Origin of the sequence: Candidatus Vicinibacter proximus, assembly GCA_016713905.1 — a bacterium.
GTDB lineage: Bacteria > Bacteroidota > Bacteroidia > Chitinophagales > Saprospiraceae > Vicinibacter > Vicinibacter proximus.
This window is the reverse complement of record JADJOE010000001.1, coordinates 1054932-1078248: the sequence shown is the minus strand read 5'-3', so window position 1 is coordinate 1078248 and position 23317 is coordinate 1054932. Positions and strand designations below refer to the sequence as shown.

The window sequence follows — 23317 nt, the reverse complement described above, 5'->3', positions numbered from 1 at the left end:
AATTAAAAATTCAATTCCTTGATCCGGCAAATTTAAATTAAAGTGATAGAGTTAGAAAATATCATGTGCTGCAAATGCAAGGTCAGAACAAATTCAATTTTTAATGAATTGAATACTGAAGATCTTCATGCGTTGGATCAAATAAAAACATGTCGCTTATTTAAAAAAGGTGAGCAGTTGTTTAAAGAAGGTGCCTTTCCAAAAGGCTTGTTTTGCTTGATTTCCGGAAAAATAAAAATATCCCAAATAGGGCATGATGGAAAAGAACAAATTGTCCATATGGTGAGTGAAGGTGATGTGATGGGACATCGTGCATTGATCAGCAATGATTCCTATTCCTGCACTGCGTCTGCGCTGGAAGATTCTATGGTTTGTTTTATTCCGAAGCTGCCCTTCATAAATCTGGCAGAACAAAAAGGGCAACTGGTCATGAAAATTGCACATCTGCTGGCTGAGGAATTGAAAGAGGCGGAGCGAAAAATTACCGTCACTGCTCAACAAACGGCTCATGATAAAGTAGGCGTTGCCTTGCACTTTTTGGTTCAAAATTATGGTTATGAACGGGACCAATCCACCCTAAATATCAGCATTAAAAGAGAAGAGCTCGCAAATCTTGCAGGAACTACCAGAGAGACGGCTACCCGTCAACTTTATAAACTACAAGACGAGGGCATCATTAAAATTGCAGGTAAGAAAATTAGAATTCTGGATGAAACCAGATTGTCAAAGTTCATGCAATAGTTCCGATTTAACTAGGTATTTTAATTTTTTTTGAATTATTTTCAGTTTTGTGACATCCGTCACAAAAGCGGCCGAACATTCCTTTCAATTTTGACGCTTATTGGTTAAACTTTATATCCCATTTATGAAGAATTTACTTGTATTAGTTATTTTGATGTACACATTTGTTTCCTGCAAAAAGGAGACAACCATTTCAGAGCAGGATGCAGAGCTGACAAATTTGCTCAATCAAAACAGCCTCAACGGGAAGGCAGATTGGTATGCAATGCCCAACAGCAAAGATTATAAATCATTACCCAACCAGGACGTTAAAAATCCGGTTACCTCCGCCAAGGTGGGATTGGGAAAATTGTTGTTTTTTGAAACAGGACTGGGAATGGCTGCGAAAAAATCAGTTTCCATGGCAACTTACTCCTGCAGCACTTGCCACGTACCTGAAAAAAACTTTACCGCCGGAAGGTTTCAAGGAATTGCCGATGGTGGGTTAGGATTCGGAAATACCGGGGAAGGAAGATTGAAAAACCCTTCTTACGATGGTACTGAAGTGGATGCCCAGGGAGCCAGACCCTTGCCAACTATTAATCTTGCCTATGTCAGAAATGCACTATGGAACGGTGCATTTGGTTCGTTTGGAATGAACGTAGGTACAGAAAACGCCTGGGGCATTGCAGATTCTCTTACTACCATTAATAGAGAACAAAGGGAAGGATTAGAAGCAGTAATTCCGAGAGCTTTATTTGTTCATCGACAAGTCATCAATAAAGAATTGATGGACAAACTGGGTTATACGCCTTTGTTCGATAACGCGTTTGCTGATGTCCCTGAGAAAGACCGCTACACTGTCCAAAATGCAGCAAATGCCATTGCAGCTTATTTCAGAACGGTCCTCACCAATGAAGCACCTTTTCAAAAATGGATCAAGGGAGATCACCAGGCAATGACCGACGAACAAAAAGAAGGGGCTATATTATTTTTTGGGAAAGCTAAATGTGTAAATTGTCACAACAGCCCTTCCCTGAATGGTCAGAGATTTGCCGGAGTTGGGGTGAAAAATCTGGACCAGAATGGCTACGAAGTATTTAAAACAACTGATGGTAGAAGTAAGGGCAGAGGTGGTTTCTCTCTTAACGATTATGATTTGTATAAATTCAAAGTACCACAACTCTATAACTTAAAAGATATAGGATTTTATTTTCATGGTGCCAGCAAACACAGTCTTCGCGAAGTTGTGGAGTATTTCAACTTAGCCATACCCGAAAATCCGGATGTTCCTAAAAGCAATATTGACAGGCAATTCAAGCCTCTTGGTTTGACAGAAACTGAAATAGATAAATTGACAGAGTTTTTGGAAAACGGATTGTTTGACCCTAATTTGATAAGGTATAAACCGGTTCAGGTATTGTCGGGAAATTGTTTTCCGAACAGTGACCCTCAATCTAAACAGGACATGGGTTGTAATTGATTTTTGTAGACGATTTAAAATATGAATTTTTCAAATACAATTCGAAGTATAACATAACAGCCTACATTTATTTTATATCGATAACATTTGATAAAGGGCAGTGATCTATTTGGTTGCTGCCCTTTTCAATCATGTTTCATATATATTATTACCCCTACAGGGGTATAAAAATTTCATCCCTATGGGATTGAATTACCCATTCGTTAAAATTATATAGCATCAATACAAAAAAGGTTGACATTCCAATGTCACCAAAACTACTTAGATAAAAAACCAGTAGCGGTGACATTTTTATTCTGCCTTCATTTTCCATTTCACTCTAAATGAAAAAATCAGGATCTCCCTACTGCCAGTTTCTTGAACTGACTTTTAATGGAACTAGGGTTTCTCAACAATATTTCTGCAAGCACTTCCAGATCGTTTGTTTTTTTACACAAACCCAATAGCAAATTATTTTCCTCTGCACTCCAAAATTCATAAGCGCGGGGATATTGCTTGCGCGTCTGAAGAATAAAATCATTGTCAATTTCATCATCGGGTCTGCTCAAATCAAAACCGGATACCTGCCTTCTCACAGCCTGAATTTCTTCATCGGATAATTCATTTTGAGAAGGGAGACTAAAAAAATTCTGTGCATTGATTTCAGCAACTGTACCGGTTGTGATTTTATTTGATTTAAAAATTTGCTGGAGTATAGGACTGATCATTTTATAGTTGGACCTGCCTTTTAGGATACCATAAAAACTTAAATCCTTTAACTCCTCCGTAATCATCTCCCTTTCTGAACCCAACAAAACTTTACCAATGATCGTATGGGATATTCTTACAGGATATTTTTTCAATTCTTCGATGTACTTCAACACACTTTCTTCGCTGAGGATTACATCAATTTGTGTTTGTTCCTCATCTCTGTTTTTTCCTTTAAGTTCGATGATCAATTGCTCAAAACGAAAACCATACTTCTGATATTTGGTATGCGACATCCCATTAATTAACATCATTTCTAGACGCGAGGTAGGCATCATTTCTACCATTTCCTGCAAGGTGCTGTCATGAAAAATGATGTAAGGCGGAAGACCCATTTCTACGGCAATTTTTTTTCGAAGTTGGCGTAAGGATTCGAATATGGTCTGTGGTTGTTTTGATTCGACAATGGCTTCTGCCGCAATTTTTTCTCTTAAGGCTTTTGGTTGAAACGCAGTGAGCTCAATGATCTGATTTCCGTTTAAAGCCATCCTTCCAAATGGGCTGACCTTTAAGGAAAAACCTTCATCATATGCCATTTCAAAAACCCCTATTTGCAGCAACTGGAGAATATAAGATTGCCATACTTCTGAAGTATATTCTCGTCCTGCACCATGTGTTTTTATTTTATCATATCCATGTTCCACAATTTCTGCATTCATGGATCCCCTTAGAATGTCAATAAGGGTTTTGATCCCAATATTTTCATTGGTTCTCAGTAATGCAGAAATTGCTTTTTGTGCAATGAGTGTACCGTCGATATAAGTGGGTGGATCCATGCAAACATCACAAGAATTGCAGTTTTTATCATAGCTTTCTCCAAAGTAACCCAACAATATTTTTCTACGACAGACCCTTGCTTCTGCAAATTGTTGCATTCGTTTTAATTTCTCGAGATTCAACTCCGATTGACCGCTTTCTGCAGCAAATTTATTCAGCATCATCAGATCCCTGATGTTATAGTACAATATGGTTTTTGCAGCAGCTCCATCTCTTCCAGCCCTTCCGATTTCCTGATAGTAACCTTCTATATTTTTAGGTAAGTTATAATGTATTACCCACCTTACATTTGATTTATCAATCCCCATTCCGAAGGCAATGGTTGCGCAAATAATTTTTATTTCGTCGTAGATAAACTTCTCCTGAATATGGGATCTATCCACACTGTTCATTCCCGCATGATAATAGGCAGCCTGAATCCCTGACTGGACGAGTACTGCGGCAAGAGCCTCAGTACCCTTCCTGGACAGACAGTAGATGATACCACTTTCTTGCGGATGCGCTTTGATGAAAGAAATGATTTCCTCAATTTTGTCTTTTTCCTTGACATTACTTCTTACTGTAATGTGAAAATTTGGACGATCGAATGAAGAAACGAAAAGCTTAGGTTCTTTCAGTGCCAGCTGTTGTACAATATCTTTCCTGGTTGTTTTGTCGGCAGTTGCAGTTAATGCTATGAAAGGCACATTTGGAAAAATGGATCTCAGAGCTTTTAACTGTGCATATTCAGGGCGAAAGTCGTGGCCCCACTGAGAAATACAATGTGCTTCATCGATGGCAATCATGGACACAGGGAGCATACTGAGGAAACCTGCACTGACGCTAAGTGCTTTTTCCGGCGAGACATAGAGCAATTTGATTTGATTTGCCATACAACGATTGGTAATCTCTACCTCCTCTTGCGGACTCAGGCTACTGTTGATAAATTCTGCAGCAATTCCATTGGCTTTGAGGGATTCTACCTGATCCTTCATGAGTGCTATCAGGGGAGAGATTACCAAAGTGATGCCTGATTTGATCAAGGCAGGGATCTGGAAACAGATGGATTTTCCACCACCTGTAGGCATAAGGACCAGAACATCATGATCGTTCAGGATAGATTGGATGATGGCTTCCTGTTGAGGTCTGAAGCTGGTATAGCCGAAGTACTTCTTCAGCAATTCGAATTTTTGTTGCATATGAATATTTAGGTGTTCGTAATAGTGGCTGCAAATTTACAAAAATCATGTACCTATAGGCACAAAGAGCAATTATTTTAAGCGGATAATCACATAACAAACTACACTGATCACTAGAATGCTTATCAGGTTTAAAAATAAACCTGCCCGCAACATCTTTTTTAAGGGTATCCGACCGCTTGAAAAAACAATGGCATTGGGTGGAGTTCCCATAGGTAACATACCTGCACAGCTGGCAGCAAGCGTCATTGGAATTCCTAAAAGGAGAGGATCTATTTGTAGGTTTATGGCTACGGTGGTAATAATCGGTGCCATTACGATCACCTGAGCAACATTACTCATGATCTCCGATAAAAAAATCGAGACTGTTGTAACCAAAATAATCAATAGAAATTCCTGCGAAGGGGCGATACTTGCAATATGTTCGCCCAAACTTTTCATCACACCAACATGCTCCAAACCTTTAGCCAGGGTAAGCCCTCCTCCAAACATTAGTAAAATACCCCAGGACATTTTGTGGGTGTCGGACCAGTTTAATAATCTATTCCTTGCGATGGGTTCTTCCTCTTCTTCTGAAGGCAGACTTATGGTATTTTTAGAGCCTGAGGGGAGAATAAATAAGAGTATCCCTGCAGCAATCGCAATCATGGTATCGTTAATGGGTAAGCCGGTCCAAATTACCCAGAGGTCTTTTGTGATCCACATGACGGCGGCAAAACAAAAAACGCCTAAAACTCTTTTTTCTGCAAGACTCCACGCACCCAATTGGAGGATCTTATTGCGAATAAATTCTGCGGTGGATTCCTGATCGCCTAAATTGTTTTTAAATAAAAAACGGGTAAACAATACATACAATAAAAACAAAATAATCAAAGCAACCGGAAAGCAAATTATCATCCATCGCATAAAGGAAATTTCAATGCCGGCCGTATCTCGCAAAAAGCCAACAAAAGCTACATTGGGTGGTGTGCCGATGATGGTGGCAAGTCCACCTATGTTGGAAGCATAGGCAATGGTGAGCAGGATAGAAACTGCAAATGCATCGGTGTTTGTGCCTGAATTGGTTTTTCGGACCAGATTGAGTACAGATAATGCAATGGGAAACATCATCATTGTTGTTGCGGTGTTGCTGATCCACATGCTGATGCAAAAAGTAGATAACATAAAGCCCAGGATGATCCTGTTTCCATTGCTACCGGTCAACCGGAGGATGTTCAATGCTATACGCTGATGGAGATTCCATTTTTCAATGGCCAGTGCCAGGAAAAACCCGCCCATGAATAAAAAGATAATTGGATCTGCATAGTGTCTTGCGGTATTGTCCAGTGATTCAATTTCCATCAGCGGAAACAAAACCAATGGAAACAATGCAACTACAGCCAAAGGTAAAAAATCCATTACCCAAAACGATATCATCAAAATGCCCACACTTATTGTGCGTAATACTTTGATGTCCATTCCCCATGGATTCAAATAATAATGCAAAACCAAACCCAGGAGTATGGCGGCTGCTCCATAAAATTCCTTCTGGTCTTTATTCATGGTGCAAGATATCTATTTATTAAGAAGATTCGATGAGGAGAAAGGATTCATAACTACAATTTCACTAGCAAGAAGAAAATGGTAATGCACAATATTATAATTATACATTTGACCATTCATTCAACTATTGTGGGTAATAATTAATAAAATTTTTCACCATTCAAACTACCATTTTCCATCAGCACCCCAGTAGTATAGGATCATTACATGAGTCAATCGAAAAAAAAAATTGCAAATAAATTTTTAAAATTAATGGAAGAAAAATGACTCATTTTATAGAAAATGATGATGATTCATTTTAGTCCTAAACCTTTATATCATTTACCATTTTAAACCTAGAATATATTGTCTTTTTACGATGGATAAAATAAATGAATTTCAAAATTAGGTTTTTCGAAAAACAAATATTTCTGATCTGTTTGAGCTTAAAACCACTTCATTGGTAACAAAGCTTGTTGCAGTTCAGAACCATTTAATACACGACTTGTTCTTATACTTCAAATAAACCACACAGATGCATTATAAATTATTGGGTAGAAGCGGTCTTAAAGTATCCGAATTATGTCTTGGAACGATGGGTTTTGGCAAAGAGTGGAATTGGGGTGCGGACAAAGAAACAAGTTTTCAAATATTGGAGGCTTTTACACAAGCCGGAGGTAATTTTATCGATACAGCAAATCGTTATACAGAAGGCACCAGTGAGCGTATCATAGGTGAGTTTGTACACAGCAACAGAGATCATTATGTCCTTGCTACCAAATACACCCTGCATGACAATCTTACCAATGTCAATGCATCCGGCAACAACCGAAAAAACATGATGCGAAGTGTAGAGGAAAGCCTGAAGCGATTGAATACAGAATTTATAGACCTGCTTTATCTACACATCTGGGATCGGCTCACGCCTGTCGAAGAGGTAATGCGTGGTCTGGATGATCTGGTACGACAGGGCAAGGTTAACTACATAGGCATCAGTGATACACCAGCATGGGTCATTAGTGAAGCGCAAACTCTTGCACATTTCATGGGTTGGTCAAAATTTATTGCGCTCCAAATGGAATATTCTCTGCTGCAACGAACCCCAGAGCGAGAGCTTATACCTATGGCTTTGCAGCATGGCCTCACGATTACGCCCTGGGCTCCATTGGCCGGTGGTGCACTTACCGGCAAATACTTAAAAGGTGATCCGGGAAGAATCAAAGAAGGAAGTATCAGGCTCAATGAACGCGCAGTAGCGGTCACAAAAGTCGTTATGGCCGTCGCTGAAGAACTAGGTGTGGAAGCCTCACATGTGGCTTTAAAATGGACCATGCAGCAAAAGATTTCTGCAATTCCAATTGTAGGTGCCACCAAACTAAGCCAGCTGCAAGAAAACATAAAGGCGATCGACCTCAAACTGGAACCGCATCATATGCAGCAATTACATGAGGTCAGCAAGATAGATCTTGGCTTTCCTGGTGATTTTTTCAATGAAGATGGGGTCAAGACGGTAACCTACGGTGGTTTTTACGATAAAATTGAAAAAGGCTTCTAGTTTCTTGTCTTACATTAAGCGCAATTGATAAACTGGATTATTGGAAGAAGAATCAACTCGTGTTAATTTTGAAACATAAATAATTTGAATTATGAACAGAAAAGATTTTTTAAAAAAAGGCCTGCTCGGCACAGGTATCCTGGCTAGTTCTTCTGCCATAGGTTCTATTATTCACAATGACATTGACGAACTCAAGCCGTTGGAAATTCTTGGGTTCAATCATCTTCCAAACACAAAATCAAACATCATGGCAAGTAAAATATTACATCAGGCTGAGACACGAGGACACGCCAATCATGGTTGGCTGGATACGCACCATACATTCAGTTTTGCGAATTACTACAATCCTGAACGAATGCACTTCGGGGTGTTGCGTGTACTGAATGACGACCGTATTGATCCGGGAACAGGATTCGGAACCCATCCGCATGATAATATGGAGATCATCACGATTCCATTGGAAGGTGCTTTAGAGCACAAAGACAGCATGGGGAATGTGGGCGTCATCAGAAATGGAGATATACAGGTGATGAGTGCAGGGACAGGCATCACGCATAGCGAATACAATCACCACAAAGACCAGGTAGGAAAATTTCTGCAAATTTGGGTTTTTCCAAATAAGAAAAATGTAACACCTCGATACGATCAGCTGACTTTGGAAGCAGAGAAAAGACATAACAAGCTGCAACAAATTTTATCTCCCAATCCCGATGATGAAGGTGTATGGATACATCAGGATGCATGGTTTCATCTGGGTCAATTGGATAAAGGTGTTTCCCTGGATTATCCAATTAAGAAAAAAGGAAATGGTGTATATGCATTTATCATCCAAGGCAATGTAATCATTGATGGTCAAGCTTTAAAATCCAGAGATGGGCTTGGTATCTGGGACACGAATAAGATAACCATTCAGGCAGACAGTTCTTCAGAAATATTGCTGATGGAAATTCCCATGAGCATTTAAATTTAAAATATGAATTCCATTAAAAAAGCAAAAACAAAATACCCTGTTCTTGAATTGATCAAAGACCGGTGGAGCGCCCGAAGTTTTTCTTCCAAAAGCATTTCCACCGAAGATTTGCACACTCTTGCAGAAGCGGCCTCCTGGGCACCCAGTGCAAATAATGAACAACCATGGCAATTCATTCTTGCATCAAAAGGTACCGATGTATTTGAAAGGATATATGAGGCACTGATGGAAGGAAACAGACCATGGTGTAAAAATGCTGCCGCTTTTATCCTTTCTATTGCCAGAACTCATTTTGAAAAAAATGAAAAAACTAATTTCTATGCCGATCACGATCTTGGAATGGCAAACGCATTGTTGCTCTTACAAGCCACCTCGATGAATATTTATGCGCATCCAATGGCAGGTTTTGACAAATCTAAAATCATCGAATCATTTGGATTAACGGATCTGCAAAAACCCATGCTGGTCATTGCTCTTGGATATCTTGATGATGCTGAAAAACTAGCAGAGCCTTACAAAACTCGTGAACTGACTGCAAGAAACAGAAAAGAACTTCATGAATTTATACTTTAAACTACCTTAAGATGGAAAACAAGTCATCAGACATTCACGCACACATAGAAAAACAAGTTTATAAAACTCAACTGAGTAATCACCAACACGAAATTTTGGCTGATGAACCTGTGGAAAATGGGGGAGCAGATCTTGGATTTTCGCCCTCCGATCTTCTGTGCGCTTCCCTTGCGGCTTGCACTTCGATCACCTTACGGATGTATGCAGACCGAAAGGAAATTGCACTGGAGGCAGTTGACGTAGACATTTGGTTTGAAGAAGATAAAGAACAGGGCATTACAAAATTGCACAGGAAGATTAAACTTGAAGGAGCTATTTCTGAAGAGCAAAAAACAAGATTCTTACAGATTGCAGATAAATGTCACATACATAAAATACTGACCCACCCTATCCAAATTACCAGTGAATTGGCATGAAAGAAATTACCAAAAAATATTCCAATGGTGAAATCACCATTGTTTGGAAACCTCAAGTGTGTATCCATTCTACCATTTGCTGGAGAGGTGCCGCAGGATTGCCGGAGGTGTTTAATCCTGCTGAACGCCCCTGGATCAAACCTGCTGGCGCAGACACTCCCCGCATCGTCGAACAAATAAATAAATGTCCCAGTGGAGCGCTGAGTTTTTACTACAACGATCAGCAGGAAAAGCCACAAGAGATTCAACAAGAGCTCACCAGAGTGGAAGTTATGGACAAGGGCCCTCTAATGGTAATTGGAGAAGTCATCATCAAACACCCGGATGGACGTGAAGAAACCAAAACCAAAAAATGTGCATTGTGCCGCTGTGGCCACTCAAAAAATAAACCCTATTGTGACGGCAGTCACCGGGAGCACTTTGTTTAATTTTATAATATTACCAAAATTATTCAATGGTCTCTATTTAGTCCTAATGGCATTACTGCTTTTTATCCTCATGAAACTTTAAAACAGTTACTTCCAACTTTAAAAATTAAAAATCAAATTTAAGTTTTGACTATCCCGAAGATTCAATTCTTTGATCTCGTAACGAGTTCATACTAAATTTCAAAATCTAACTAAAATATTAACATAAAGGTTTTGCGAAAATACCAACTTAAAACTTTCTATAATTTTTAGACAGAGCCGTATTAATCATTCCCCTACAATTTAAAAATACATTTAAAGAGCTTGTAATAATTTACCAACATTCTTCTCCAACAGAAACTGATATTTCCCAAAATTATGATGGTTGAATGACATAGGAGCTTGGCAGATAGTTTTTGCTATATTTACTTTTAAATTCAACAAGCGATGGCTATCATTAAAACGCCTGATCAGAGAGTCAGGGTCTTTATCAGCTCCACTATAAACGAATTGGCAGAAGAGCGTCAGGCAGCCCGTCAGGCTATTGAAAACCTAAGGCTTATACCTGTTTTTTTTGAAGCAGGAGCTAGACCACACCCTCCCAGAGACCTGTATTCAGCTTATCTGGACCAAAGCCATATATTTTTGGGCATCTATTGGAACAGTTATGGTTGGATTGCACCTGGCTCAGATATCTCAGGATTGGAGGATGAATACAGATTGTGTGGGAATAAAAAACCCAAACTCATTTATGTTAAGCAATCGAATGAAAGACAAGATAAATTAAAAGGACTTTTGGAAGACATCGAGAAAAGCGATTCTGCTTGTTATCAAAAATTTTCTACTGCAGCTGAATTACAAAAGCTCATTGAAAATGACTTATCAGTTCTCATGTCTGAGATTTTTGAAAATGCTTTGTTGGGAGAAAGAGCTTTGGATAATAATTCATCTGCTGAATTAAATATTGAATTAAAAAGAATTGTAGAAATTCCAAACATCCGTTCTGAAATATATGGCCGGGAAGAAGACTTAGAAAGAATTGAATCGATGCTGACCAAATCCGGTGTGGCATTGATTACCCTACTTGGTGCTGGAGGAACAGGAAAAACCACCCTTGCAGTTCATCTTGCACATGTGATAAAAGATCAATTTAAGGATGGTATTGTATTTGTTTCATTGGCACCGCTGACTGATCATCGGTTGGTGGGTGCAGCCATTGCTGAAGTTCTTGGCGTGCAAGACAGTGGCAAACAACCAATCGAACAAACAGTGATCGATTTCTTGTCTGATAAAAACTTCATGCTTATTTTAGATAATTTTGAACAGGTAATAGAGGCCTCTACCTTCATCAGTAAGCTCCTTACTTTCTGCAAGGATGTAAAAGTATTGGTTACGAGCCGCACCTCCTTGCACATTCGAAATGAACGCATCTACAACCTGAGCACGCTTTCACTTCCAGAATTAAATAAACTCATAACATCAGCCGAACTGCAGGATTATTCTGCAACGCAGTTATTTGTCGAGCGGGCGCTTGAGGTAAATCCTCAGATGCCCTTCTCTAAGGAAAATACGGAAGCCATTGTTGAGATCTGTCAACGTATGGACGGTTTACCACTGGCCATAGAACTCGCAGCTGCACGTACCCGATTCTTTCAACCTGCCGCCCTGATGTCGCGCATTGAAAAAACATTAGACCTTGTATCAAAAGGGCACAAAGACTTGCCGGAGAGGCAGCAGACGCTGCGCGGTGCAATAGAATGGAGTTATAATTTGTTGGCAGAAGACACGCAGAAAGTTTTTCGGCAGTTGGGGTTTTTAAACGCAGCTGGACAATGGAAGATGCAGATGTTATTATGAATGATGGCACTACTTTTACTGATGTGGAGGAAATGATGGAGCGATTGCTTGATGTAAGTCTTATCAAACCGGTGTTGGTGAGCCACAGTGCCGAACCACGTTTTAATATGCTGCAGACGGTACATGAATACGCAAGAGAAATGCTGGAAAAATCACCAGAATTTAAAGGTACCCAATTGCGCTTTGCTGAATATTTTCTAAAACTTTGTGAAGAGGCCGATGGAAAATTATGGATAAGAAACGGAGATGCCTGGTTGGATAAACTTGAAATTGAATACCAAAACATCCGTGCTGCATTTTATATTTTTATTGAAATTGAAAATTTTGAAAAAGCGTGGAAGTTCATTGCATATCTGGCTCCATACTGGACTATAAGAGGCGGGTTTTCTGAGACCGCACATTGGATTGCCGATGCACACATTTCGGACAGGAGTTTTTGGACTTCTGAAAAAATAAGTCCTCAGACCAGAGGGAGGACTCTTACTTGGGCAGGGTATTGTACTTTATTTTTATTCGATTTCGACAATGGATTTCCCATGTTGAATGAAGCTCAGCGAATTTTATCAGACACCACAGATGAAGTTTCTTTGGCATACGCCAATTGTTTCGATGGTTGTTATGGGTCTTTTTTAGCCTTCCCTGATTCCGCACAAAAAATGGATTTAGGATTAAAACTTGCAGAAAAGACCAAGGACAGAGTTTGCTTGTGCATGTTCTATTTATGGTCTTACGAATACTACAGGCAACAGGGAAGAATGGACATTTTGGAAGCAAATCTGGCACTTGGAAAAAAAATTGCAGAGGAAGATGGCAACACTTATATCCTTGGAGCCCTTTACATATTACGTTTTAGTTTAGCATGTATGGATGAACACAATGATTACGAAAAAACAGCTCAGGACGCAATTGAAATGTACAATATGCTACCTGAGAAAGGTTATAAAGGGTTGAAGTCAGCTGCTATGATGGGATTGGCCTATGCAAGAATGATGCAGGGTAGAATCGAAGAAGCAGAAGCGCCCATGATGAGTGGATTGGAATATTCTCGTCTGGCTGGAGAAAAAGAAAGCGAAGTGTATGGTGGTATGGAAGCAAGTGCATTTTTTAAATTGAAGGGAAATGATGAAAAAGCATATAAAATTCTTGGAGCTTTGGATTCTTTTATCGAATTATCAAACTTCCCTGTTGTAGGAGGCGCGGAAGCTCAATACAAAATGACGATGTCCATTGTTAAACCGGATATGCACCTTCCAACAAACAAAGCTTATTATGAAGCAGGAAAAAGGATGCCATTGTCAGAAGCCATTGTATATGCATTGGCTGATCATTCCTGATGTGATTATTTTATGGTAATTTTTTTAGGAAGCACTTAATTGAAGTCATTAAAGATGAATGTGTTTGGTATCATCTGCAAATACAATTCTTCAGGCTTCAGCAATAAGGTATCGATAAAGCAATAATGCTTCTTTTACATTTCCTTTACAAGGTTTTACAGTTGGAAACCTCACACCATCCTGAGCGTTTCTAATTTTACATCTTGAAAATGAGTATATCCTTTTACTGGAAAATCGCCAATGCTTTTTTATCACTGTCCTTTAACAGCCGATAAAATGTAATTGGTAAAAATCTCGGTAAACCCAATCTTGTGATTTAAGTATGTATAAAAAAGGATGGATGCTTGGTTTTAAAATATATCCATCAAATTGTAAGTTTATTATGTGTCTCTTGATTTAAAAGAAGTTACTTTTGAGGATGTTTTTCGTTGGGGATTCAAATATTCAGAAAAACTATTGTTGATCCCTATTTTGTTGGGTGTTCTATTTCTGGTTAATGCACAACCGGATGGGCCACAAAGTATTTCCGCTGAAAAAGTAAACCTTGCGCTCCGCAGGACGGCGGATGGGTTGCTTCGACTTTCAGGGGACAGCACGAGTCGCATTCCGGCGATTGAGCAAGCAGGACCAGGCGTGTGGAGGGTGCGACTGCTTCAAGCTTTCAGATACGAACAACTTCCGGCTATGCTCCAATCCTCCCTCGATGTGTACGGTATTAAAAATCCTTACGAAGTGACGGTACGAAATTGTGAAAATGCAACAATAGATCTGGGATTTCATCAGACAGATTTTTTAAATAATGGCACGGTGCCTTGTGCCGGAAGGGAGATGCCCGTGGGTTGCCATTATATTGAAATCACATTTTTAGATAGCAGCCCTAAAAAATCATTGCTGTATAATAAAGCAGGATACCTGTTTTTAATTTTACTTACACTTGGCGGTTTTTGGTTTTTCCGTCAAAAAAAATCTATGCAAAGTGAGATCACTTCTGATTCCGGAGAAGATTTACTGGAAATCGGAAATTCTCGTCTTGATGTTGCCGGTCAAGTATTGCATTGTAATGGCGTACCACAATCATTGACTTTCCGTGAGACCAAATTACTTCGGCTCTTTGCCAACAGCCCCGACAAATTGCTTGAGCGCGATTTTATCCTCCGCGAGGTTTGGGCAGATGAAGGCGTGTTGGTTGGAAGAAGTATTGATGTTTTTGTGTCCAGGTTGAGAAAGAAGTTAGCCGCTGATCCAACTGTTGGACTCGTGGCGGTGCATGGAGTAGGATATCGGTTGGAAACTGGTAAAGTAAGCGTAGGGTGAAAACCTAAATAATTTTTTTCAATAACTTTCTTTCCATTTGTTCATTTTGGGAGAGAAACCTTATACTCTGAGTAGACATTATTATTAAACAAAGTTCCTTGTGTAATTTAATATTTTCCAATAAAAAAAAATGACTACAACAGTTAAATTTTTGATAAATAAATAAATTAACCTCCTAATGAAGGTCTTTTATTATTTCATAAAAATTGGTGATTTTATTTTTCTTACCATAGGGGTACAATAATTTTAATTATGGGGGAGGGAGATTTAATTTAATGTATTCAATTTCACAAATTCAATCACATTTAAGTTTATTACTAATACCTCAAGAGTACTCCTACCACTTGACTTATCTGTTAAAATTTCTTAAAGGATGTTGTTTTTATATTTTTTTCCTTGAGGGTATCAATTTCATCTTTTAATTCAAGTTGCATTTTAAGGATCTTATTGATGGAAACTGTTTGGTTTGCGAGTTTTGATTTCAAGGATTCTATATATTCCTGTTGCTCCTGTATTGCTTTGACTAATACAGGTATTAACCTTTCATAAGAAAGTCCCCATAATTCATCCGCTTCATTTAATGGTTTAGAAACCATTTCTGGAATAACATCATAAATTTCCTGTGCAATAAAACCAATATTTTGTGATCCTGCCTCTTTTAATTTAAGTTTTCCATCTTCAAATTCGGAGTCATGCTGAAAATAAGACTTAGGCCTTACTTGAAGTATTTCTTTAAGCCCATATCGAATCTCTTTAATATCCGACTTTATTCTCTTATCTGAATATACCGTCCAATTAAACGCTCTCCCAACCCCGCCTATATTAGTATTGGTATTTGGAAGGTGTAATCTAAAAGTTGGATCAGCGACCCCAATTCCAATTTGTCCCGTTAACAAAATTAAGTCGCCAGAAACTGCAAGCAATGCTTGTTGGGAGTTACTTACCCCAATGACAATACCAGTACCTGAAGTAGAATTAAAGCGCCCCCCTGCGCCGCTTGTAGAAATACCAAACACTCCATCGCTGTTAGCCGATGTTCCACGTACACCAAGACCGCTAGTTGACACACCAGAAACGCCATCCCCTGAATTGGAAATTCCACTTATTCCGTCGCCACTTTCAGAACTCGCTCTAACCCCCTCCCCACTTGTTCCTTCGCCCCGAACACCAACTACACCAACTCCCTTAACCCCAATCCCACTTATTCCATTGCCATAAATTCCAATACTCCCATCTCCGAAAACGCCAATAAATTCTGATTCACCATGGATCCCATAACCACCACTTGCCCCTTTGACATTAAGTTTGCCAACTGTTCCTGCCGGATTGTTAATATTAATATTTCCATTTTCCTGACGCATTATTGAATTGTCGCCGGTAGTAGATCCACTGAATTTAATAATATATCCGGCAGTCCCATTTATATTGGCGCTTCCAGGAGGTCCAGTATTTCCCTGATCACCTTTTTCTCCTTTTGGTCCCACTGCACCTGGGTCTCCCTTATCTCCCTTTTGCCCTTCCATACCCGTATCTCCCTTATCACCTTTCAATCCTGTTAAACCAATATCCCCCTTTTCACCTTTATCTCCTTTAGGGCCAACAGGTCCTTCGTCTCCTCTATCTCCTTTTTCACCCTTAAGTCCATCCGCACCAGGGTCACCCTTATCACCTTTTGGTCCAACAATACCTTGATCTCCTTTTTCGCCTTTATCGCCTTTCGCTCCCATTGCACCCGGATCGCCCTTATCGCCCTTCAAACCCGAACCGGCAAACAATGCATAAGGTACGCTGAGCATTTGACTGGTACCAGAAATGGTATAATTTGTTCCTCCATTCAAGTCAGATTCTGTCTTCAAAAAATAAGGACCGTTAGACCAATCGATATTTGCAATACTTCCTAAAACATTAGTTCCTCCACCAATTTCAAAAGTTGCTAATCCATTGGCATTGGTAGAGGTCAGATGCGTCTCTACAAAAACAGCAGCCCCAAATTCTGAACCTTGCAAAATTTGTAAACGAATCCCAACATTTCCATTTGCTATCAATTGACCTGTAGCATTTCTAACTACCGCCTGATAACTCATTTTATTTGGTTGAGCGAAGACTCCAATATAAATAAATAACAATAAATAAACTATGGCAATTCTTTTCATGAGGATTAATTTTTAATAATTTTGAATGATCGAATGGTCTTGGAATCCTGAATAATTTTTAATAAATATGCGGACGGCGGCAAAGCACTTGCATCAATAATTGTCTGTTTATTCAATATTTTATTACTAATTAAAAGTTTTCCATGAAGATCCATCAATTGGTAATTATAATTGTTGGATGCAAATTCGTCTATTCTAATAACCAGGTTGTTATAAGTGGGATTTGGATATATAGATAAAGAAATATTCAGTTTTACATCCTCAATTCCTACTGTATAAATTTCATAAGGTTGCTGCACTCCTTGATAAATGCTGCCACTTAAACCATTCAACGCGGAATAAGTCAGTTGTCCAAGAGAATAACTCAGAGTACCTCCACTACCAGAAATATTAGCTCCAGTGGAAACAAAATTATTTTGTGATTGAACTTTGGAAATCACAATAATGAGTATTGTAAAAGCAATCAAGATTTTATAATTCTGATAATTCATGATCATACTTTACCATGTTTAAATTTTTTGCACGAAATAAATATACAAAAAATAGAAAGCAAATTTATCTTTTAGACAAACCTAATGAACCCATACTTTTCACAATTAGTCCATCATCACACTTTTTACAATCTCCATTAGGTGTTGCACAAGTAACCCAATGTGAGCCATCATGAACAATAGATTGCACCCCACAACAACCGCATATTAAAGTACCGGTTGCATTCATTTTGGCATTTACTAAAATAAGAGTGCCATTGTAATTTCCGCCAACTATCCATCCATTGTTTAAAATTCCCTTCTTAAAATCCTTAAAAATAATTCTCTGCAATTTAACTTGATTGGTTTCTGTCTTCGCTATATCCTTGTAGGTCTTGTATTTAGTTTTAACCACATCGGCTTGACAACTGCTAAAATCATAAACCGCGCAATTTCCTTTAGAATCCTTGGCGGTACATTGTGCACAATTTTTTAACTTGTTTTCATTGTCGGTACTTTTTGCAACTTGTGTAAATCCGGAATTGGTAAAAATCCCGAGTAGAAGAAGAATAAATAAATTTTTCATTTTTTAAATTTTAAAATATTATGCCTCCACTATCGCTATCGGCTTCTCGATATTTCCACCATTACTGGCTATTTACTTGTTCAAATAATTTGGTTACAAAAAATTTAATATACTTGAGATCAATCCATTAACATATAATGAATATTTTGAAATTAGACCTCACTACCTAAATTTATATCTGAATACAGTTATAGACATTTAATAGCCTTTTTTCTCAACTCCAGAGTTTTTAGCTCTGCATTTAATGACTTCAAAATAGAGTCATTTTCAAGAGTAGTTGAAGGAATCTTTACATTATCAAGTCCCTTTTCACTACCCACTTTTGGAGTCCCATCAGCCTGCAGCGCAATGGTTTCTCCTATACTTTTGAGGTAATCTTCCTTCAACTTCTTAATTCTTGCTGTAATCTTATTTTTTACTTTATCTATATCTGATAATAATTTAATACACTCGGGTGTTCGAAAAGATACTCCATTCCGAATATTATTTACAATGTATTTTTCCTCACAAGAATTGCCAATTCCCTTTTCTCGATTGATAAAACAATTCTCAACTGCTTTTGCTTGTTGCTCAAATTTATAACTCTTCCAATCCTTACCACAATTAAAACTATAAAGAATATTTCCAGGTATAGTTAACTGATCATTCAAACTAGTTTTAACAAAATCTAAATCGTCAACTGTTGATATTTGCCACGCATGAGTCAATTCATGAATAAATATTTGACCATCTATGATGCTTTCTTTATCAGACCACTTGATGGGGTTATTATAACCTTTAGCACCTAAATGCATAGTAAGTTTTCCACAGGCAGGAAAAACGAACGCTCTTCCACCTTTGCCCAAAAGGTTGGAAATTATAATTTTATCACGAGGTGGTAAATTACCATTAAATATTTTTTCATTGGCCCATTGGTACTCAGAAAGTGATATTTGACGATTTCGTGGAAGAATAACGCCATCATCTTTTCCAAGTGCCAATGTGATGGTTCCAACTTGTACCAAGATATTGCCTGCGTCAGATCCTACTAAAAAGCATGATAAATTATTAATTCCCTCCCAAGCCAATTCTGCACCATCCCATATTGGATCGAAAAAATTATCTTTAATCCATGATGCCCATCCATATTGCACTACATTCCTTGATGAAAATATCTCAAGATTATATTGTTTTGCTGATTTATCAATACTCACCATCCCCCATTTTCTATTTTTGATATTTATCTTAGCAGCAATATTGGATTGATATTCCACATTACTTCTTTTAGAACCATCATCGACTTTATGATCCAATTTTACAGTTTTGTAGTCATCTGGGTAAGTACCTAAAGAATAAACAAATACAAAATTACCAGGATTAGAAATCTTTGGAAGATTGAATTTCAAGTTAACCTTGTCCTCCACAAAATCCTCAGTTAACTTGATCGACGAAATTGTTTTTTCTCTTAAATAGATCCGTGTAATTGGAGACTTAACTCCATTAACATTTACAAATACGCTAACATAATCAATACGCCAAACATCAAGGGTAAGTTCGGTTTTTAATAGATTACTGCCATGTAACTTCTTTATTGAATCATAAAAGTCCTTACTAATCGTTATCTTTCCAGTAGATTGACAAATAATAATGGGTGTAAATGAAGTCAGTAATAATAATACAATAATAATATTCTTCATCATATTAAAAGTTCAAATTATGCCTCCATTATCGCTATCGGCTTCTCGATTAATCAGCACAACACAAAGTCAGTTCAAAACCTTGAGTGTGGTACTAATAATAGTTAGTATACTTGATGTTTAAAATCTTAACATCAGACGAAAAATATTTTAAACTTTTGGACCCAAAGTAAACTTAAGCACCATAATTGCGGTATGCATTCTGGAATACAAGTGTTGTAAATCAATACAATAGGATTAAAATACTTAGTAATGAGTGCATCCTAGCCGATTAAAATAAAAATCAATTAAGTTTGGAAAACTTGACTTAAATCAACTTTAATCGAAAGATTTAGATGGTCGATGGAAGCTATTTTGAGTAAAACTAAAGGATTGCATTTGCAAATAGGCAGTAAAACCTTAGATCGCATAAACCCTTTTAAAGGAAATTTTCATTTGATTAAGGTTGACAATAAATAAGATTGTGTTTTTCACCTAGGACAAATTATGTAGGGAAACTGAGTGAGAATAAGTGCGAGAATTTTTTGAATATTCATTCAACTAACACAAATCCTGCCCAATAAAAAGGTTCCAGGCCTTGTTTTCGTAAATCATTCTGAGCGAGCTTTAAGGATTCGCGAATACTTTTTTTCTTAATTAACCAATACCTATAAAAGGTAGTCATGAGTTCACTTGTCTGTTGATCCGGTACTTGCCATAAAGACATGATCAGGTTCCTAACCCCTGCGATTTTAAAAGCCCTTTGAAGTCCATATACTCCTTCATTACCTTGTATGTCTCCAAGCCCGGTCTCGCATGCAGAAAGCACCACCAACTCTGTATTTTTTAAATTTAACTGGCTTATTTCATAAGCGGTTAATATACCATCCTCCGCATCAGGATATACGGGCTTACCAGTTTTCCAGGCATAATTACCACCTGCCATAATAAGGCCGGATCGCAACATAGGATGCTCGGATATTTTAAAAACGGGTTCTTCCTGAAGGCTTATAAATGATGACTGACGACTAACTTCTGGATCTGGAAAAAAATACCCATGTGTAGAAATATGAATGATTTGAGGCGACTCCTTGTTGTACTCTCCAAGCTTTTTAAAAGTTTCTTCAGTCGCTTTTTTGCCCTCGAAAAAATTTGATTTAATACCTGCCTTGTTGAATATCTTATTAATCTCTATTACTTCATGATCAGATCCATGGAGGTAGGTCCATGCTCCACCTCTTAAAGTGGAATCAGTATTTGAATAACTAAGTTCAGATCTGAGCGAAAAGCTATTACTGTCCCTGTATTGAACTTTCGGCATTATATCCATGGAGCCAACATCAAAGTTGATTCCACCATAAATACTGGCATTAACTACTTTTGGGACTTTTCGCCTATCATCAATTACCAACTGCCTGGTACTTCCCATTTGGATCAAATCATATCTGTCAGAAAGTAATGTTTTATCATCTATAGCAATAGCATTTTGATTAATTCTATGCAATAATCCACTTGGAGAAAAATATATTTTAGTAACTCTTTTAAGGTATGGACCTAATGGTTTCCATATCAACTCATAAAGGGAATTAGTAATTTCATTGGGTAATGCTCCCCGTTGAATTGATAAATTGTATAAATCAGCAACATAATCCATTCTCCTTGATTGGGAATTCGACAAGAATTGATTCAGTTTCTCTTCATCAAAAAGAGGCACGAAATGAGGAAATGAATCACCCGGAAGCAATACCAGGGCTGCATACGTATTAATATTGGATTGGCTTCCAATCAAATTTTTAAAATGCACAAACTCAATTGCTGTTTCCCCCATGCGGAGCATGTTTTGTACTTGCTTCCAGTTAACAGGTGTTAAAATTTCTCTGTAGTCTGAATTTGACCTGTTTAACTCCTTTTCTAAACTGTTCACTTTAATTTCCAATTCAACTAGATTCCTTTGTACGGATTTAGGCTTAGAATATTCAATTGATAATAACCGATGATAAAATTTAAGTTGATTAAGATTTTCAACAGACCCAGGATTTGATAACGCAAGTTGCTTGATTTTTAAAGTTGAATTAAGGATTATTCCCTTATAAAAAAGAGAAATATCAAAACAAGTTTTACCTACTAAATTACTTCTTGTTTCGCTCGCATAGGAAAGGCTTAGATCTTGAACTTGTAAACTCCTATTTAAAAATTGACTCATTTCCTTTTCAGACAGAAAATTATTAACCTTAAATATAAATCCTTGATTCAACTCAAATATCCTTTGAACTAGATTAAATGCTAAATCATACTTACCATATTCAATATATAAATCAGTAAGACCTTTTAAACTCCAAATATAGTCTGGATGTTCTGTTCCCAATATTTCTTCCTGTTTTGACTTAGCTTCAAGAAGTAATATTTCCGCTTTCGCATTATTATTGTTTTTTAAGTACAAAAATGCCAATTGTACTAGACTATATAAATAATCATTGTGTTCTTTCCCTAACACACTTTCACGAATATCTTTTGCTTCTATCAATAAACTTTCAGCTTTTTCAAATTGACCCATGTCTTTATACAAGGTACCTAGATTGTTCAAGTTTGTTGCATAATTTTGATGGTTTTTTCCATACAACTTAAATTGTATATCTTTTGCCATTATGTAAAGAGCTTCAGCTTCTGGGTAATTCCCCAAATTTTGATATAAAGTCGCCAAATTGATAATACAATTAAAATAAAAAGGATTATTAAAATCCATTGTTTTAGTTTCAAAAATAGATTTTGCAGTCAAGTAAAGAACTTCTGCTTTTTCATATTGTCCTAAATCATAATACAATAGCCCTAGATTTATAAGAATTGCCGAATAAGTTGGATGCAATTTATCCCAAAACTTTTCCCATAAAGCCTTGGCTTCTAGCAAAAGTGGTTCACATTTCTCAAAATCGCCAATATTTCTATATAAAGATGACAAATTTATTAAAGTCCCAATATAATCTGGATGTTGTAACCCAAAGACTTTTTGTCTAATAGATTTACATTCAACGTGAAATAATTCTGCTTTATCATATTTACCTAAGTTAGTATATAGTTGAGCTAAATTATTTAAACTCTTAGCATATTCGGAATTAAATTTTCCATAAACTAATTCTCTAATAGCTAGCGCTTCAATAAAGAATGGTTCCGATTTGATAAAATCACCTTTGCTCCAATATAAAATACCTAGATTGTTTAATGTATTTGCATAATCAGCATTATGCTTACCTAATATTCTTTCTTGAATATCCTTTGCTAATAAGTACCATTTTTCTGCTTCCAAATAGTCTCTTTTAGAATACATTATGACTCCATAATGTAAACAGATTTTTCCAAATGCAGCTGATTCCTGACCAAGTTTTTCTAAAACTAATTTTTCTGCAATAGAATTTATCTCAATAGCCTTAAGATAATTTTTACTACTTGCAAATTCTTTGGAAACAATAATTAAACTATCAACTTTTTTATTATAATTGAATCAACAATTTGTCCATTTAATAGTGAATCATAGAAATAAAATAATAGGAAAACGAATAATCTATTCATGGAATTAAACTAAATATTTAAATTCAATTGTATCACT

At 37.3% G+C, this 23317-nt stretch carries 17 protein-coding genes; 10 read left to right on the top strand and 7 right to left on the bottom strand.

What is annotated here, in order from left to right; all coding sequences use genetic code 11:
- The first annotated feature begins 42 nt into the window (after positions 1–42).
- Positions 43–741 carry a Crp/Fnr family transcriptional regulator gene (locus IPJ83_04275; protein MBK7879759.1) on the top strand — a complete coding sequence of 233 codons (699 nt, stop codon included), beginning with the start codon at positions 43–45 and terminating at the stop codon, positions 739–741.
- Positions 742–865: 124 nt separating this feature from the next.
- Complete coding sequence (locus IPJ83_04270; GenBank protein MBK7879758.1) at positions 866–2203, top strand: hypothetical protein; 1338 nt, start codon at positions 866–868, stop codon at positions 2201–2203.
- A 332-nt stretch (positions 2204–2535) separates the two neighbouring features.
- On the opposite strand, the gene recQ is transcribed toward IPJ83_04270, so the two are convergent.
- Both recQ and IPJ83_04260 read right to left on the bottom strand, forming a co-directional pair.
- Positions 2536–4905 carry a DNA helicase RecQ gene (gene recQ / locus IPJ83_04265; GenBank protein ID MBK7879757.1) on the bottom strand — a complete coding sequence of 790 codons (2370 nt, stop codon included), beginning with the start codon at positions 4903–4905 and terminating at the stop codon, positions 2536–2538.
- A 72-nt stretch (positions 4906–4977) separates the two neighbouring features.
- Positions 4978–6447: an anion permease gene (locus IPJ83_04260; protein ID MBK7879756.1), complete on the bottom strand. Its 1470-nt coding sequence runs from the start codon at positions 6445–6447 to the stop codon at positions 4978–4980.
- Between the two features lie 514 nt (positions 6448–6961).
- Here IPJ83_04260 and IPJ83_04255 point away from each other — a divergent pair.
- The 8 genes from IPJ83_04255 (at position 6962) to IPJ83_04220 (ending at position 14852) form a co-directional block, all read left to right on the top strand.
- The gene (locus IPJ83_04255) at positions 6962–7981 is read left to right on the top strand and encodes an aldo/keto reductase (GenBank protein MBK7879755.1); all 1020 of its coding nucleotides are present in this window, start codon (positions 6962–6964) and stop codon (positions 7979–7981) included.
- A gap of 91 nt (positions 7982–8072) precedes the next feature.
- Positions 8073–8945, top strand: coding sequence for a pirin family protein (locus tag IPJ83_04250; protein MBK7879754.1), 873 nt, complete (start codon positions 8073–8075; stop codon positions 8943–8945).
- Between the two features lie 9 nt (positions 8946–8954).
- Complete coding sequence (locus IPJ83_04245; GenBank protein ID MBK7879753.1) at positions 8955–9524, top strand: nitroreductase family protein; 570 nt, start codon at positions 8955–8957, stop codon at positions 9522–9524.
- An 11-nt stretch (positions 9525–9535) separates the two neighbouring features.
- Positions 9536–9940 carry an OsmC family protein gene (locus IPJ83_04240; GenBank protein ID MBK7879752.1) on the top strand — a complete coding sequence of 135 codons (405 nt, stop codon included), beginning with the start codon at positions 9536–9538 and terminating at the stop codon, positions 9938–9940.
- Positions 9937–10368 (top strand): (4Fe-4S)-binding protein, encoded by a 432-nt coding sequence (locus IPJ83_04235; protein MBK7879751.1) that lies wholly within the window; start codon positions 9937–9939, stop codon positions 10366–10368. Before IPJ83_04240 ends, IPJ83_04235 begins: the two co-directional genes overlap by 4 nt.
- 426 nt (positions 10369–10794) lie before the next feature.
- Positions 10795–12204: a DUF4062 domain-containing protein gene (locus IPJ83_04230; protein ID MBK7879750.1), complete on the top strand. Its 1410-nt coding sequence runs from the start codon at positions 10795–10797 to the stop codon at positions 12202–12204.
- Entirely contained in the window at positions 12180–13538 is a 1359-nt protein-coding gene (locus tag IPJ83_04225) for a hypothetical protein (protein ID MBK7879749.1), read from the top strand. The genes IPJ83_04230 and IPJ83_04225 overlap by 25 nt, the downstream gene beginning before the upstream one ends.
- A gap of 384 nt (positions 13539–13922) precedes the next feature.
- Positions 13923–14852, top strand: coding sequence for a winged helix-turn-helix transcriptional regulator (locus IPJ83_04220; protein MBK7879748.1), 930 nt, complete (start codon positions 13923–13925; stop codon positions 14850–14852).
- Between the two features lie 356 nt (positions 14853–15208).
- Here IPJ83_04220 and IPJ83_04215 read toward each other — a convergent pair whose 3' ends face one another.
- The 5 genes from IPJ83_04215 to IPJ83_04195 all read right to left on the bottom strand — a co-directional run bounded on the left by IPJ83_04215 (position 15209) and on the right by IPJ83_04195 (position 23017).
- Entirely contained in the window at positions 15209–17005 is a 1797-nt protein-coding gene (locus IPJ83_04215) for a tail fiber domain-containing protein (GenBank protein ID MBK7879747.1), read from the bottom strand.
- Between the two features lie 5 nt (positions 17006–17010).
- Positions 17011–17496: a T9SS type A sorting domain-containing protein gene (locus IPJ83_04210; GenBank protein MBK7879746.1), complete on the bottom strand. Its 486-nt coding sequence runs from the start codon at positions 17494–17496 to the stop codon at positions 17011–17013.
- A 64-nt stretch (positions 17497–17560) separates the two neighbouring features.
- The gene (locus tag IPJ83_04205) at positions 17561–18061 is read right to left on the bottom strand and encodes a hypothetical protein (GenBank protein ID MBK7879745.1); all 501 of its coding nucleotides are present in this window, start codon (positions 18059–18061) and stop codon (positions 17561–17563) included.
- A 188-nt stretch (positions 18062–18249) separates the two neighbouring features.
- On the bottom strand, positions 18250–19740 hold the full coding sequence (locus IPJ83_04200) for a hypothetical protein (protein ID MBK7879744.1): 1491 nt from the start codon (positions 19738–19740) through the stop codon (positions 18250–18252).
- 529 nt (positions 19741–20269) lie between these two features.
- Positions 20270–23017, bottom strand: a complete 2748-nt coding sequence (locus IPJ83_04195; protein ID MBK7879743.1) for a CHAT domain-containing protein — start codon at positions 23015–23017, stop codon at positions 20270–20272.
- Positions 23018–23317 lie beyond the last annotated feature (300 nt).

Bases quoted from the DNA above. Each gene is read 5' to 3' on its own strand.
- IPJ83_04240 (MBK7879752.1), top strand. From the start codon at position 9,536: ATGGAAAACAAGTCATCAGACATTCACGCACACATAGAAAAACAAGTT.
- IPJ83_04250 (MBK7879754.1), top strand. From the start codon at position 8,073: ATGAACAGAAAAGATTTTTTAAAAAAAGGCCTGCTCGGCACAGGTATC.
- IPJ83_04255 (MBK7879755.1), top strand. From the start codon at position 6,962: ATGCATTATAAATTATTGGGTAGAAGCGGTCTTAAAGTATCCGAATTA.
- recQ (MBK7879757.1), bottom strand. From the start codon at position 4,905: ATGCAACAAAAATTCGAATTGCTGAAGAAGTACTTCGGCTATACCAGC.
- IPJ83_04200 (MBK7879744.1), bottom strand. From the start codon at position 19,740: ATGATGAAGAATATTATTATTGTATTATTATTACTGACTTCATTTACA.
- IPJ83_04235 (MBK7879751.1), top strand. From the start codon at position 9,937: ATGAAAGAAATTACCAAAAAATATTCCAATGGTGAAATCACCATTGTT.
- IPJ83_04225 (MBK7879749.1), top strand. From the start codon at position 12,180: ATGGAAGATGCAGATGTTATTATGAATGATGGCACTACTTTTACTGAT.
- IPJ83_04260 (MBK7879756.1), bottom strand. From the start codon at position 6,447: ATGAATAAAGACCAGAAGGAATTTTATGGAGCAGCCGCCATACTCCTG.
- IPJ83_04245 (MBK7879753.1), top strand. From the start codon at position 8,955: ATGAATTCCATTAAAAAAGCAAAAACAAAATACCCTGTTCTTGAATTG.
- IPJ83_04210 (MBK7879746.1), bottom strand. From the start codon at position 17,496: ATGAATTATCAGAATTATAAAATCTTGATTGCTTTTACAATACTCATT.
- IPJ83_04230 (MBK7879750.1), top strand. From the start codon at position 10,795: ATGGCTATCATTAAAACGCCTGATCAGAGAGTCAGGGTCTTTATCAGC.
- IPJ83_04215 (MBK7879747.1), bottom strand. From the start codon at position 17,005: ATGAAAAGAATTGCCATAGTTTATTTATTGTTATTTATTTATATTGGA.
- IPJ83_04205 (MBK7879745.1), bottom strand. From the start codon at position 18,061: ATGAAAAATTTATTTATTCTTCTTCTACTCGGGATTTTTACCAATTCC.
- IPJ83_04270 (MBK7879758.1), top strand. From the start codon at position 866: ATGAAGAATTTACTTGTATTAGTTATTTTGATGTACACATTTGTTTCC.